The sequence below is a fragment of the Sphingomonas qilianensis genome (assembly GCF_039614825.1).
Taxonomy (GTDB): Bacteria; Pseudomonadota; Alphaproteobacteria; order Sphingomonadales; family Sphingomonadaceae; genus Sphingomonas; species Sphingomonas qilianensis.
Genome location: NZ_JBDIMF010000001.1, coordinates 1123260 through 1136669 on the forward strand (window position 1 = coordinate 1123260; position 13410 = coordinate 1136669).

At 65.0% G+C, this 13410-nt stretch carries 13 protein-coding genes; 4 read left to right on the forward strand and 9 right to left on the reverse strand.

The window, feature by feature from the left end; all coding sequences use genetic code 11:
* Nucleotides 1–111: 111 nt before the first annotated feature.
* The 3 genes from argF to ABC969_RS05520 all read right to left on the reverse strand — a co-directional run bounded on the left by argF (nucleotide 112) and on the right by ABC969_RS05520 (nucleotide 3327).
* On the reverse strand, nucleotides 112–1035 hold the full coding sequence (argF, locus tag ABC969_RS05510; protein ID WP_345863519.1) for an ornithine carbamoyltransferase: 924 nt from the start codon (nucleotides 1033–1035) through the stop codon (nucleotides 112–114).
* Between the two features lie 147 nt (nucleotides 1036–1182).
* Nucleotides 1183–2379, reverse strand: a complete 1197-nt coding sequence (locus ABC969_RS05515; RefSeq protein WP_345863521.1) for an aspartate aminotransferase family protein — start codon at nucleotides 2377–2379, stop codon at nucleotides 1183–1185.
* A gap of 84 nt (nucleotides 2380–2463) precedes the next feature.
* Complete coding sequence (locus ABC969_RS05520) at nucleotides 2464–3327, reverse strand: ABC transporter permease (protein WP_380808493.1); 864 nt, start codon at nucleotides 3325–3327, stop codon at nucleotides 2464–2466.
* Nucleotides 3328–3389: 62 nt separating this feature from the next.
* Between ABC969_RS05520 and ABC969_RS05525 the strand changes: the two genes are divergently transcribed.
* Nucleotides 3390–4115, forward strand: coding sequence for a GcrA family cell cycle regulator (locus ABC969_RS05525; protein ID WP_345863523.1), 726 nt, complete (start codon nucleotides 3390–3392; stop codon nucleotides 4113–4115).
* A gap of 195 nt (nucleotides 4116–4310) precedes the next feature.
* Here ABC969_RS05525 and ABC969_RS05530 read toward each other — a convergent pair whose 3' ends face one another.
* On the reverse strand, nucleotides 4311–5162 hold the full coding sequence (locus ABC969_RS05530; RefSeq protein WP_345863524.1) for an outer membrane protein: 852 nt from the start codon (nucleotides 5160–5162) through the stop codon (nucleotides 4311–4313).
* A gap of 391 nt (nucleotides 5163–5553) precedes the next feature.
* Here ABC969_RS05530 and parE point away from each other — a divergent pair, with 391 nt between their 5' ends.
* A complete protein-coding gene (parE, locus tag ABC969_RS05535) occupies nucleotides 5554–7536 on the forward strand; it encodes a DNA topoisomerase IV subunit B (protein WP_345863830.1) in 1983 nt (660 codons plus the stop codon).
* Nucleotides 7537–7664: 128 nt separating this feature from the next.
* The gene (locus ABC969_RS05540) at nucleotides 7665–8720 is read left to right on the forward strand and encodes a hypothetical protein (RefSeq protein WP_345863526.1); all 1056 of its coding nucleotides are present in this window, start codon (nucleotides 7665–7667) and stop codon (nucleotides 8718–8720) included.
* A 4-nt stretch (nucleotides 8721–8724) separates the two neighbouring features.
* Here the strand turns inward: ABC969_RS05540 and ABC969_RS05545 are convergent, their stop codons facing one another.
* From ABC969_RS05545 to ABC969_RS05565, 5 genes are read right to left on the reverse strand one after another with little or no spacing between them, the layout of a single operon-like run.
* Nucleotides 8725–8982 carry a hypothetical protein gene (locus ABC969_RS05545; RefSeq protein ID WP_345863528.1) on the reverse strand — a complete coding sequence of 86 codons (258 nt, stop codon included), beginning with the start codon at nucleotides 8980–8982 and terminating at the stop codon, nucleotides 8725–8727.
* Nucleotides 8979–9506, reverse strand: a complete 528-nt coding sequence (locus tag ABC969_RS05550; RefSeq protein WP_345863529.1) for a GNAT family N-acetyltransferase — start codon at nucleotides 9504–9506, stop codon at nucleotides 8979–8981. The genes ABC969_RS05545 and ABC969_RS05550 overlap by 4 nt, the downstream gene beginning before the upstream one ends.
* Nucleotides 9503–10297: a LysR family transcriptional regulator gene (locus tag ABC969_RS05555; RefSeq protein ID WP_345863531.1), complete on the reverse strand. Its 795-nt coding sequence runs from the start codon at nucleotides 10295–10297 to the stop codon at nucleotides 9503–9505. Before ABC969_RS05555 ends, ABC969_RS05550 begins: the two co-directional genes overlap by 4 nt.
* Nucleotides 10298–10696 (reverse strand): Co2+/Mg2+ efflux protein ApaG, encoded by a 399-nt coding sequence (gene apaG, locus ABC969_RS05560; protein ID WP_345863532.1) that lies wholly within the window; start codon nucleotides 10694–10696, stop codon nucleotides 10298–10300. It lies immediately after the preceding gene.
* The gene (locus ABC969_RS05565) at nucleotides 10693–11901 is read right to left on the reverse strand and encodes a trans-sulfuration enzyme family protein (protein WP_345863533.1); all 1209 of its coding nucleotides are present in this window, start codon (nucleotides 11899–11901) and stop codon (nucleotides 10693–10695) included. Before ABC969_RS05565 ends, apaG begins: the two co-directional genes overlap by 4 nt.
* Nucleotides 11902–12113: 212 nt before the next feature.
* Between ABC969_RS05565 and ABC969_RS05570 the strand changes: the two genes are divergently transcribed.
* Nucleotides 12114–13361 (forward strand): phospholipid carrier-dependent glycosyltransferase, encoded by a 1248-nt coding sequence (locus ABC969_RS05570; RefSeq protein ID WP_345863534.1) that lies wholly within the window; start codon nucleotides 12114–12116, stop codon nucleotides 13359–13361.
* Nucleotides 13362–13410: the final 49 nt, after the last annotated feature.

The following is a 13410-nucleotide window of genomic DNA, read 5'->3' on the forward strand; positions in this document are numbered from 1 at the left end:
AATTCCGTCATCCCAGCGAACGCCGGGATCTCATGCCGCAAGGTCGCCCTTGGTTACGTGGAGCTGCCAGCGTCCGCCGGCATGATGGAAATAGGCAATATTGCCCGTGGATCAACCGATCTGCCCGAAGCACCAGCGCAGGATCGATTTCTGCGCATGCAGCCGGTTGGCCGCCTCGGCCCAGATCAGCGATTGCGGGCCGTCGATCACCGCATCGGTAACCTCCTCGCCGCGATGCGCCGGCAGGCAGTGCAGGAACACGGCATCGGGCTTGGCCTCGGCCATCAGCGCCTCGCTGACCTGATAGGGCGCGAGCGCGGCGAGCTTGGTCTCGGCATGCTCCTGCCCCATCGAAATCCAGCTGTCGGTAATGACGACATCGGCACCGGCGACTGCCTCCGATGCCCTCGCGACAACGGTCGCGCGGCCCTGCCCGCGCGCGACATCGATATCGCTCGGCATGAAGCCCTGCGGGCAGGCGGCGACGACATCGAACTGCATCAGCGCCGCTGCCTCCATGATCGAGGCGAGCACGTTGTTACCATCGCCGACCCAGGCGACCTGCAAGCCGGGCAGCGGCTTGCCGCTTTCGATGATGGTCAGCAGATCGGCCATGATCTGGCTGGGATGCGAGGCATCGGTCAGCCCGTTGATCACCGGCACGCTCGCATAATGCGCCATCTGTTCGAGCTTGGCGTGATCATCGGTGCGGATCATGATCGCATCGCAATAGCCCGACAATACGCGCGCCGTATCGGCGATCGACTCGCCGCGGCCGAGCTGTGTGGTGCCGGCATCCAGCACGATCGACGCGCCGCCCAGCTGCCGCATCGCCATGTCATACGATACGCGCGTGCGCGTGGAATTCTTCTCGAACACCATGCCCAGGACATGCCCGGCGAGCGGCGCATCACTATCGGCGCGGCCCTTGGGCCAGCCGGCGCGCGCCGCCTTGCGGTCCAGCGCATCGGCCAACATGGCCGCGATGCCATCGGGCCCGGCGTCCGAAAGATCGAGGAAGTTGCGGTAGGTCATTGAAAATCCTCCCTCGCGCAGCGGGGGAGGTGGCAGGCGAAGCCTGACGGAGGGGGCGCCCCCGCAGGCGCCACGCTCGTGGAGCGGCCCCCTTCACCATGCTGCGCATGGTCCCCCTCCCCCGCTGCGCGGGGGAGGATGTTAAGCTCAATCATCGCTCGTCCCCGCGAAGCTCCGCGCGCCGGCGCTGAGCCGCTCGATGCAATCGGCGATATGGCTTTCGTCGATGATCAGCGGCGGCAGCACGCGGAACACGTTCTCGCCCGCCGCAACGGTCAGCAGCCCGTGATTGTCGCGCAGATGGGCGACGAAATCGCGGCTGACGGCCGGCTCCTTCATCTTGATGCCGAGCATCAGCCCCTTGCCGCGAATTTCCTCGAAGAGATGATCGTGATTGGGGATAAGTTGCTCGAACGCCGCGCGCAGCCGCTCGCCCATCCGTTCCACCTGCGGCAGGAAATCGGCCTCGAGCATCACATCGAGCACCGCCATGCCCGCGGCCATGGCCAGCGGGTTGCCGCCATAGGTCGAGCCATGCGTGCCGAACACCATGCCCTTGGCGGCTTCCTCGGTCGCCAGGCACGCGCCCAGCGGGAAGCCGGCGCCGATGCCTTTGGCCACCGTCATGATGTCGGGCTCGATGCCGTAATGTTCATAGGCCCACATCTTGCCGGTGCGGCCATAGCCGCACTGGATCTCGTCGAGGATCAGCAGCAGGCCGTGCTCGTCACAGGCCTTGCGCAGCCCCTGGATGAATTCGGGCGTGCCTGCGGTCATCCCGCCCTCGCCCTGGATCGTCTCGACCAGGAAGCCGGCCGTCTCGCCATCGATCTTGGCCAGCGCGCCGGCCAGATCGTTGAACGGGACATAATCAAAGCCCGGCAGCAGCGGCTCGAACCCGTCCCGCATCTTGGGCTGATCGGTGGCCGAGATCGCGCCGATCGAGCGGCCGTGGAAGGCGTTCTTGAACGTGATCAGCTTGTGCCGCTCAGGGTTGCCATTGACGTAATGATAGCGCCGCGCGGTCTTGATCGCGCACTCGATCGCCTCGACGCCCGAATTGGTGAAGAACAACGTATCGGCAAAGCTGACATCGATGATGCGCTGCGCCAGCGCCTCGCCCTGCGGGCTGCCATACAGGTTCGACACGTGCATCAGCGTCGCGGCCTGCTCGGCAATCGCTTTCACCAGATGCGGATGGCCGTGGCCCAGCGCGTTGACTGCGATGCCGGCGGCGAAATCGAGATAGCGTTCGCCCTGTTCGCCATAGAGATACACGCCCTCGCCGCGCACCGGGCGCACGCCGCAACGCGGGTACACGGGCATCAGGGGGGTGATCGGCACGACAGGTCTCCCGAAAAGGAAAGGGCGACCAAAACGGTCGCCCAAGGCCCGTTTTACGGCCACCGTGGGCGCAGCGCAATGCCGCTAGTTCTTGATCTTCCAGCCCGAGCGCAGCAGCGCATAACAGACGATGGCCAAGGCCACATCGAGCGCCAGGATGGCGATGCTGCCGATCAGGATCGGCGAATCCGCGGTGCCGAGAAAACCGTAACGGAAACCCGAGATGATATAGAAAAACGGATTGGCGTGGCTGACCGCGCGGAACGCCGGCGCCAGCCGGTCGACCGAATAGAAAGTGCCCGACAACAACCCCAGCGGCGTGACGAGGAAATTCGTCACCGCAGCGGCATGATCGAACTTCTCCGCCCAGATCGACGTGATCACGCCGAGCAGGGCCAGAAACAGCGTACCGAGGAACCCGAACCACGCCACGGCCCAGAAATGCACCGGGATCAGATGCACGCCGTACAGCATCATCGCGCCCCAGACGGCAATGCCGACGAGGAATGCGCGCGTCATCGCGCCGCCGAGCAACGCGACGAGCAACTCCATCGTCGAGAGCGGCGGCTGGAGGTAATCGACGATCGTGCCCTGGATCTTGCCCACCATCAGCGAGAAGCTGGCATTGGCGAAGGCCGGCCCCATCATGCCCTGGGTGATGATCAGCCCGGGAGCGATGAATTCGGCGAACGGGATTTGCACGCCGCCGATCAGCACCGGCAGCTTGGCGCCGGTGGCGATGCTGAAAACGATCAGGAACAGCAGGGTGGTAAGCGCCGGTGCCCAGATGGTTTGCAGCTGCACCTTGAAGAAACGGCGCACCTCCTTGATATAGAGCGTTCGAAGACCGCCCCAATTGACGTTACGAATGACCGGAACGCCGGGGGCGCTCATCACCGATGATGGCACATCGACTGAATTTGGGCCGAATGGGGGCTGGCTGCTCATGGCACTCGCGCTAAAGCGTGGCGCCGCCGCCCGCAACCCGGCAGAGAAGAATGGGATAAAGAATGAGCTGGACTGACGAGCGGATCGATACGCTACGCAAGATGTGGGAAGGCGGCAGCACCGCCAGCCAAATTGCCGAGGAACTGACCGGCGTCAGCCGCAACGCGGTGATCGGCAAGGCGCATCGCCTGGGGCTGCAATCGCGCCCCTCGCCGGTTAAGCCCAACGAACCCGTCGCCGACAAGCCCGCGGCGGCCGCGGCACCGATCGCCCCCGAGCCGGTCGAGCCGAAGGCCGTGCCAGCGCCCAAGCCGGTCGTTGCCGCGCCCGTGCCCAAGCCCGTGGAGCAAGCCGCGGCGCCCGTGCCCGCGCCGGTTGATCTCGACGATGAAGACGAGGATGACGACGAGATCGACGCGCCCGTGATCGCGGCCCCCGCCGCACCGCCGGCACCGATCATGCGCTCGGTCGGCCCCGGCGGCTTCCTGCGCCAGGCGCCCGGCGAGCAGCAGGCACCGATCACCCCCGCGCCGCCGCGCCGGCTGGTGCCGGCCAAGCCCTCGCCCGAGATGGCGGACAAAACCAGCCTGCTCGATCTCAGCGACAAGGTGTGCAAATGGCCGCTCGGCCATCCCGGCGAGCCCGATTTCCATTTCTGCGGGGATAAGGTGAACCCGGGCTTCCCGTATTGCGTGGCGCATTGCGGCCATGCCTATCAGGCGCAGCTGCCGCGCCGCGATCGTCGCCCGCCGCCGCCGCTACCGTTCGGTGGCGCGCGCGGCCGCTGACTTCGGCCGCGAACCAATAAAAACCCCGCTGCAGCCGATAGGCCGCAGCGGGGTTTATGTTGCATGGCAACGTGGGTTGTCCGGGATGACTAGATTGCTGTCCGAGTCATTTAATCCCTGGGGCCACGCCAATCGGGCTGCAAATCCGATTGGAAGCGCCTGGATCGCGAACGATCCAGGCAACTCGCGCATCTCTTAAAAACGGAATGCGGCAACTGCGCGAACGCTGTGCGATTTCAGCCGGTCATCGCTGCGCTGAAAATCGGTGCCCTGCGCATTGCCCAGCACGAACGGGTTGGTCACTGGCGTGGTCGCGCCGGCCCCGGCCCGGACGGTATAATCATCGTCCTTCAGCGTCTTGTACTGATATTCCAGACCGACCGAGAAATTGCGCCCGACCTTCTGCTCGACGCCGCCGCCCAGGACATAGCCCCAGGCATCGTTTTTGCCCGATGCGCTGAACGTGTTGGCCGCATTGCTGGTCTCGAAGCTGTGATCGACCTTGGCATAAGCGACGCCGCCCGTGCCGTAGAACAGCGTGTTGCTCGCCGCAAAGCCCAACCGCAGACGCGCGCTGGCGTCATAATCGACCGCACGCGTCATCGTGTAAAAGGCCGGCGTGGTGCTGAAGGCGGTCACGCTGTCGCGAATCTCGCTCTTGCCGAACTCGCCGACCGCACCGACGACGATTGCGCCAAACTGCTTGTCGAGACCGATCCGCGCAGCATAGCCCGTGCCATCCTTGTTCGGGCGGCAGCCATTGGCGGCGGTCGCCGCGGTAGCGCGGCCGCGGCAGAAGCCCGGAGCAAAGGCGTTGCTGTTGCCATTGGCCTGTGGCGCGGCGAGCGTCACCGTATCGCCGAACGTGCCATCGAGGTTGCGATCGAACGCGATCGTATCGTTGCCGCCCTTCGGCTGAAAATCATAACCGAGCGACCCACCGACATAAAAACCGTCGAACGGCGCGGCTTCCGTTTGCGCCGCAGCGGGGGTCGCCATGGCGAGGCCCATACCACCGGCCAGCAGAATCATCATTTTGTTACGCATTACACACTCCTTGGCGGGAACATTCCGCGGCAGCGATCGCGAGCCCACTCTTCCTGGGACGCAAACAATTACATTTGGTTACGCAACGTCGTCGTCACGCTGGCGGTCCCGTGCGGCCCATGCCGCGGCGGTAGCCATGCCCCGATCCGTCCCTGCCATCGCCGGCAGGGTCGCATTGGGTGATACCAGGACGAACGAGTCCCCCGCGCCCAGCCCCGGCGCCAGTCAGGACGCCAGACCAAGGCGGGAGGCGGACGCCCGGCATCAGACTGCAGGAACGAGCCGCTGCCCGGTTGGACGCATGCCGATCCTTCTTGGCAAAAATATGTTGCAGGCGAGCAACACCGGCGGTCGCTTGGCAGTGCTGCCCCCGCCGCCCTATAGTGATGGCATGGCCGATGATCTGTTCGCTTCCAAAACTGCTCCAACGTCCGATTACGATGCTTCCTCGATCGAGGTGCTGGAGGGTTTGGAACCCGTCCGGCGCCGACCGGGCATGTACATAGGCGGCACGGATGAACGCGCGCTGCACCATCTCGCGGCCGAAGTGCTCGATAATGCGATGGACGAAGCGGTGGCGGGGCACGCCAACCGCATCGAGATCACGCTGGAACCAGGCAACCGGCTGACCATCGTCGATAATGGCCGCGGCATCCCGGTCGATCCGCATCCGAAATTTCCCGACAAGTCGGCGCTCGAGGTGATCCTGTCGACGCTGCATTCAGGCGGCAAGTTCGACGGCAAGGCCTATGCCACGTCGGGCGGCCTGCACGGGGTGGGCGTGTCGGTGGTCAATGCCTTGTCGAGCGATACGGTGATCGAGGTCGCGCGCAACAAGACGCTGTATCGCCAGCGTTTCTCGCGCGGCGTGACGCTGGGGCCGCTGGAAGCACTGGGCCCGACGCCCAACCGCCGCGGCACCTCGGTCAGCTTCGTGCCCGACGAACAGATTTTCGGGCCGGTGCTCAGCTTCAAGCCGGCGCGGCTGCACAAACTGGCGCGGTCCAAGGCCTATCTGTTCGCCGGGGTCGAGATCCGCTGGAAATGCGCGCCCGAGCTGATCAGCGACGACACGCCAGCAGAAGCAATGTTCCAGTTCCCCGGCGGCCTCGCCGATCATCTGCGCGAGCAGATCGCCGGTCGCGAATGCGCGACGGCGGATTTCTTCGCCGGCAGCCAGGATTTTCCCGGCGAGAACCAAGGCCGCGCCGAATGGGCGGTGGCCTGGCCGTTATGGAGCGATGGCTCCTATTCCTGGTATTGCAACACGATCCCCACCCCCGATGGCGGCACGCACGAGGCGGGGCTGCGCGCCGCGCTGGTGCGGGGCTTGCGCGGCTTTGGCGATCTGGTCGGCAACAAGAAGGCCAAGGACATCACGGCGGACGACGTGATGGTCGGCAGCGAATTGATGCTCAGTGTGTTCATCCGCGAGCCGCAATTCCAGAGCCAGACCAAAGATCGTCTGACCAGCCCGGAAGCGGCGGCGATGGTGGAAAAGGCCATGCGCGATCATTTCGATCACTGGCTCAGCCACAATATGGAGCGCGGCAAGGCGCTGCTCAATTACACGCTCGAACGTCTGGACGAACGTCTGCGGCGAAAAGCCGAGCGGGAAGTCAAACGTAAGACAGCCACGTCGGCGCGGAAGCTGCGCCTGCCCGGCAAGCTCACCGATTGTTCGTCGGATGATCCCAAGGGCACCGAGATCTTCATCGTCGAGGGCGACAGCGCCGGCGGCTCGGCCAAGCAGGCGCGCGATCGCAAGACGCAGGCGATCCTGCCGATTCGCGGCAAGATCCTCAACGTCGCCAGCGCCACGCTGCAGAAGATCGCCGCCAATTCGGAAATCGCCGATCTGATCCAGGCGCTGGGCTGCGGCACGCGCAAGGACTGCCTGCCCGACAATCTGCGCTACGAGCGCATCGTCATCATGACCGACGCCGATGTCGACGGCGCGCATATCGCGACACTGCTGATGACGTTCTTTTTCCAGGAAATGCCCGAACTGGTGCGCCGCGGGCATCTGTATCTCGCCCAGCCGCCGCTCTATCGCCTGACCGCCGGCACCAAATCGCTCTACGCGATGGACGATGCCGATCGCACCAAGATCGAAGCCGGCGTGTTCAAAGGCAAGAAAATCGATGTCGCGCGGTTCAAAGGTCTCGGCGAGATGAACCCGATGCAGCTGCGCGAAACGACGATGGATCCCAAGACGAGATCGATGTTGCGCATCACCCTGCCACAGGAATATGAAGAACGCGCCGGTGTGAAAGACTTGGTCGATCGCCTGATGGGCAACAACCCCGCCCATCGCTTCGCGTTCATCCAGGAAAACGCCGCGCGGATAGACGAGGAAACGATCGACGCCTGACGCGGCGTATTGGGAGATCAGCGATGATGATTCGTGGGATCCTGTTATCGGCGTTATCCGCGCTGTCGTTTCCCGCCACCGCGCAGCACTCGCCACCGCCGGTACGACGCGACATCATCGTCACGGCAATGCCGCTGGAGCGCAGCGACGCGTTGCTGCGGGCATGCCTTGCGCGAAGCTGCCCGCCGAAGGACGATATCGACGCCAGCCTGGCGCATGCCGAAAATGCCTTCGTGGCCGGGGATTATACGACTGCGCGCACCACCTTGTTGGCATCGATCCGCCGCAACAGGAAATATGCCGCCACCCTGCCGGTCGACGTCTCGGATCTGATGCGCGCGCAATCGCGCGTGGCGGTGCATCTCGGCGAAAAGAATAGCTACCTGTCCAGCACGCGCGATGTGGTGGACGCGCTCAAGGCCGGGCTTCCCGACAGCGACGCACGTATTCTCGATGCGCGCATTGCCGTTGGTGATAGCCAGGCGAAAATCGGTAACATCAATACGGCGGTTGGCATCTATCGTTCGGTTATCAAACAGGCACAAAAATACGATCTGGCGCAGACGGCGGCCTACGCGCAATTGCGCATCGCCAACCTATATTCGTCGCTCGCAAAACAGGACGTACTCTATCGTGAGGCGGCCGATCGTGAACTCGCGGCACTTTCCACCCGGACCGATCCCAAACTCGCTCGCTTTTCGGGCGCAGCAAAGGTCCTGCAAGCGCGCACAGCGGCGCGGCGCGGCGACATGAGCCAGGTCGATCGTCTGGTCGATGGCCTGAGAGCTGCTGCAGAAATTACGCCGATATTGTTATATGCGCCGCCGCTTGTGCCGGATCGGCTGCCCGGAAATAGCCCGTTGGTGAGTGTGACCAATCGCATACTCACCACCAACGTCGACAAACAATGGGTCGACATCGGTTTCTGGATCGGCACCGATGGCAAGGTCAGCGACGTTGAAGTCCTGCGCGAGAGCCCTGCTCTGTCGGGCAAATGGGTCGAGCCGGTAAAAACGGCGTTGATCGGTCGGCGCTATACGCCGTTCACGCCGAAGACCGGCACGTCCGGGATGCAACGTGTCGAGCGCTACACGCTCACAGCGTTCTGGAGCATCAAGCTGGGATCCCGCATGCGCTCGCGCGACCCCGAGACGCGAATCGAAATGCTGGATCTGACTAGTTGAGCCGCTACTCGCCCTTCATCCGCCGCGTGTGATAGATCGTGCGCATCGCCATCGCCGCCAGCATGTTCAGCACGCCCAGCGCCAGTGCAGCGAGCGGGACGAGCGTCGGGAGTTCGGGCAGCCATAGCCGCCGCGCGATGGCAAGCACGACGCCGACGAGGAGGAATGCCACGCCCGTCAGCCGCAGGGGACGGGCAATGGCGCGCAATTCGCGGCCATAAGCGACGCGCTGCGCGGGATCGGTGAGGTCAGGCGGGGTCATTGTTTGATCCAGTCGTCGGCGAGCAGGCCCCAGATATAGGAATCGCGCAGCCCGATATGCGTCTCCCATTCGCCGCGCAGCCGCCCCTCAAGCACGAAGCCCAGGCGTTCGAGCAGGCGGTTGGAGGCGGTATTGTCGGGATCGGTATCGGCGAAAACGCGGCGATGGCCTTCCTCGCGGATCAACAGATCGATCAGCCGTGCCACAGCCTCGCGCGCATAACCCTGGCCCCAGGCGGATCGCACCAGCATATAGCCGATCTCGCTCAGCCCGGGCCGTTTGACCCCGGCCCATAAGGTGCCGATCGCATGGTCATTATCGTGCAGCGTGATCGCCCAACCGCGCTGATCGCCCGTATCAAGCCGCGCCGCCATATAGGCGCGCGTCGCGGCGACATCGGCATGCGGTCCGCTCGACCAATAGCGCATCAATGCCTCGTCTCGATACGCCTCGTGCAGCGCCTCGGCATCCTCGATCCGCGTCGGGCGCATGCGCAGCCGCGCACTCTCGAACGCCGCCGTCACGAGGTGGCCAGCGCCTCGACCAGCGCCTTGACCTTTTTCTGGCGCCATTGCGGCAGCGGCGCGACCAGCCAATAGCCTTTGGCGGAGGGCTGCGCGGCGCCGACCCGCACCACGCGCCCCGCCGCGAGGTCCTGCGCGGCAAGCAATTCGGGCACGGTGGCCCGGCCCAGCCCCTCGGCCGCCGCATCGAGCGCGAGCCCGGCATCGCCGACGCTGACCAGCGAGACGGCATCGTCGTTAAGGCAACCAGGCCAGGAGATGCGCGTATCGGCGCCGCCGCCGGGGCGCGCGACGGTCACTAGTCCTTCGGATTCCAGCGCTTCGCCCTCATGCGCGCCAGGCCCGTCGCCCCAGCGGATCGCAAGATCGAGATTGGCCTCGGTGAAGTCGATATCCTCATCGGCCGAGACCAGTGCGAAGCGCAGCTCGCCATCGGCGCGGGCGATGTCGGCCAGCCGCGGCATCAGCCATTTTTCGGTGAAATCGCGCGGCGCGGCGATGGTCAGCGATTTGCTCGTCTGCCCGGCCTGCATCGCGCGCACCGCTTCCTCGAATTCGAGGAACCCCTGGCGCAGCGGGCCCAGCCCGGCAGCACCTTCAGGCGTCAGTTCCAGCCCCTTGGTGGTGCGGCGAAACAGCACCACGCCCAGCGTATCCTCCAGCGCGCGGATCTGCTGCCCGACCGCCGCGGGAGTCACGGCGAGTTCGTCGGCGGCGCGGGTGAAGGAGAGATGGCGCGCGGCGGCATCGAGCACGCGCAGGCCGTTGAGCGGGAGATGCGTACGCTTCATTTACGCCCCCACCGCCGGCGCATGCAGCGCGAACTTGGGGATCGCCACGTCGAACGCGGCGCCATCCTCGCCGATCATCTGATAGCTGCCCTGCATGTGCCCGGTCGGCGTGGCCAGCGGGCAGCCGGAGACGTAATCGAAGCTGGCGCCAGGCGCGATCATCGGTTGTTCGCCGACCACGCCTTCACCCTCGACGGAATGCGTCGCACCACGGCCGTCGGTGATGATCCAGCGCCGGCTGAGCAACTGCACCGCCTGCGGCCCATCGTTCTCCAGCCGCACATGATAGGACCAGAACCAGCGCCCCCGCTGCGGTTCGGATTGATCGGGCAGATAGCTGACCGAGACGCGTACGGTGATCCCCCGCGTCTCCGCGACGTTGGGGAACAGCGCTTTCACAAACCGACCTTTGTCAGCGCCTGATCGAGATCGGCGATGACATCCTGCGGATCTTCCAGCCCGACATTCAGCCGCAGCAGATTTTCCGTCACGCCCATTTCGATGCGCTTCTCCTCCGCCACGCCGTAATGCGTGGTCGAGGCGGGGTGCGTCATCAGCGAGCGCGAATCGCCGATATTGTTGGAAATATCGACCAGCTCGAGCGCATCGAGCAGGCCATGCGCCTGCGGCCGCCCGCCCTCGACCTCGAAGGCGAAGATCGAGCCGCAGGCATCCATCTGCCGCATCGCCAGATTGTGCTGCGGGTGGCTCGCCAGGCCCGGATGCAGGATGCGCGGCACGCGCTTCTCCAGGAACGCGCCGACCTTGAGGCTGTTCTCGCTTTGCCGGTGGATGCGCAGATCGAGCGTCTCCAGCCCCTTCAGCACCACCCAGGCGTTGAACGCGCTGAGCGTCGGCCCGGTGTTGCGCGTGAACGGCAGCAGCACATCGTTGATGAAAGCGCTGGTGCCGCATACCGCGCCGGCCAGCACGCGGCCCTGCCCGTCCATCATCTTGGTCGCGCTATAGGCGGTGACGTCCGCGCCGAACTCCATCGGGCGCTGCAGCGCGGAAGTGGCGAAGGCATTGTCGACCACGCTGGTGATGCCGTGCCGCTTGGCGATGTCGCACACCGCCTGCAGATCGACGATATCCATCGTCGGATTGGCCGGCGTTTCGAAAAAGAACACCTTGGTGTTGGGCTTGACCGCATCCTGGAATGCCTGCGGATCGCGCGCATCGACGATCGTCGTCTCGATGCCGAATTTGGGCAGCAGCGTATCGGTCAGCCAGCGGCACGAGCCGAACGCGGCGCGCCCGCCGACCAGATGATCGCCCTGTTGCAATTGGCACAGCAACACCGCCGTCATCGCCGCCATGCCCGTCGCCATCGTGCGGCACGCCTCGGCGCCTTCCATCAGCGCGATGCGCTCCTCCAACATCTGCACGGTTGGATTCTGCAGCCGCGAATAGGTCATCCCGTCCTGCTCGCCGGCGAAGCGCGCGGCGGCATCCGCGGCAGAATCATAGGCATAGCCCGAGGTGAGGAAGATCGCTTCGGATGTTTCGCCGAATTCGCTGCGCGCGGTGCCGCCGCGCACGGCCTGCGTGGCGGGGCGCCAGTTACGGGTGATTTCGCGATTTTGTCCGGTGCGGCGTTTCATGCCGCCCGCTTTGCCGGGCGCGGTCGGTGCGCGTCAATGGCTATGCGTCTAAGGCTGCATCTATGCGCCATCTCCACGCGCATCGCCCCAGCGTAAGCTGGGGCCGCCTGCGGCTCCAGCGCCCCATCGGCCGCTTGAGATCGCAGCGGTCGCTGGGATGACGCGATTGCTCCAGTGACGACAGAGTTCGCGGCCGGTAAGCAGACAACCGCATGCCCAGCGTCACCCCGCCCCGCCCCATTCTGACTGCGACCCTGATCGGCGTGGTGGCGCAATTCCTCTTCACGCTGAACATCGCCCGCCCGAGCATTCTCGTTTTCGACGAGACGCATTACGTGCCCGCCGCGCGCCGCTTACTGGCGCTGAGCGGCCCGGCCAATATCGAGCATCCATTGCTCGGCAAAAGCCTGATCGCCGCGGGCATGGCGCTGTTCGGTAACAATGCGCTCGGGTGGCGCCTGCCCTCCGCGCTCGCTTCCACCGCGGTGGTGCTGGGCGTGTTCTGGATCCTGTGGGTGCTGTTCCATGATCGCCGCACGGCGATCATCGGCGCGGTGCTGACGATGCTGAACATCACCGTCTTCATCCAGGGCCGGATCGGGATGCTCGACGGGTTCATGGCCGCGTTCCTGGTGCTGGCGGTGCTCGCGCTGCTGCGATCGGCTTATGCGCCGCCCGATCGCGTCTGGCGGCGCTGGATTCTCGGCAGCGTGCTCTTGGGGCTGGCCGTCGGCGTGAAATGGGCCGCCGCGCCTTATGTGGCATGGGCGGCGCTCGGTTTTGTCGCGGTGCGCTGGCGTGACAGGGCCGCGCGGCACCACTGGGCCGGGATGGCCACGCTGCCCGCGCTGGCCACGCTCGGCGCGGTGAGCATCGCGACGTATCTGCTGACCTTCGCGCCGGCCTTCTTCTACGCTGCGGAGCCGATGACGCTGGCCGGGCTGATCCCGTTTCAGAAGAGCATGTATCTGCAGCAGACCGAGATCCTGCCGCCGCACCCCTATCAGTCGAGCTGGTGGAGCTGGCCACTGATGATCCGCCCGATCTGGTATCTGTACGAACGCGCCGACGATGCGCAGCGCGGCATCCTGCTGCTGGGCAATCCGGCGATCCTGTGGGGCGGGTTGCTGGCGGTGGCGTGGTGCGCCTGGGCCGGGATCATGCAGCGCGCCTGGATACTGCTCGGCATTGCCGGCTTATGGACGGTGTCGCTGCTGATCTGGGCGATCATCCCCAAATCGCTTGGCTTCTTTTATTATTACTATCCCTCGATCATCTGGCTGAGCCTTGCGCTGGCCGTGGCCGGCCATCACTGGCGCGATCGCGCGCTGCACTGGGAGACGGCATATCTGGCGGTGGTGGCGCTGCTGTTCGTTTATTTCTACCCGATCATCTCGGCCACCGCGCTGCCCGGCCCGGCGGCGTTTCGCTTTTGGATGTGGTTCCCGACCTGGCCATAACGTCGAGCGCGATCGTCGCCAGTCGCCCCCCAACCGTCACCCGGAACTT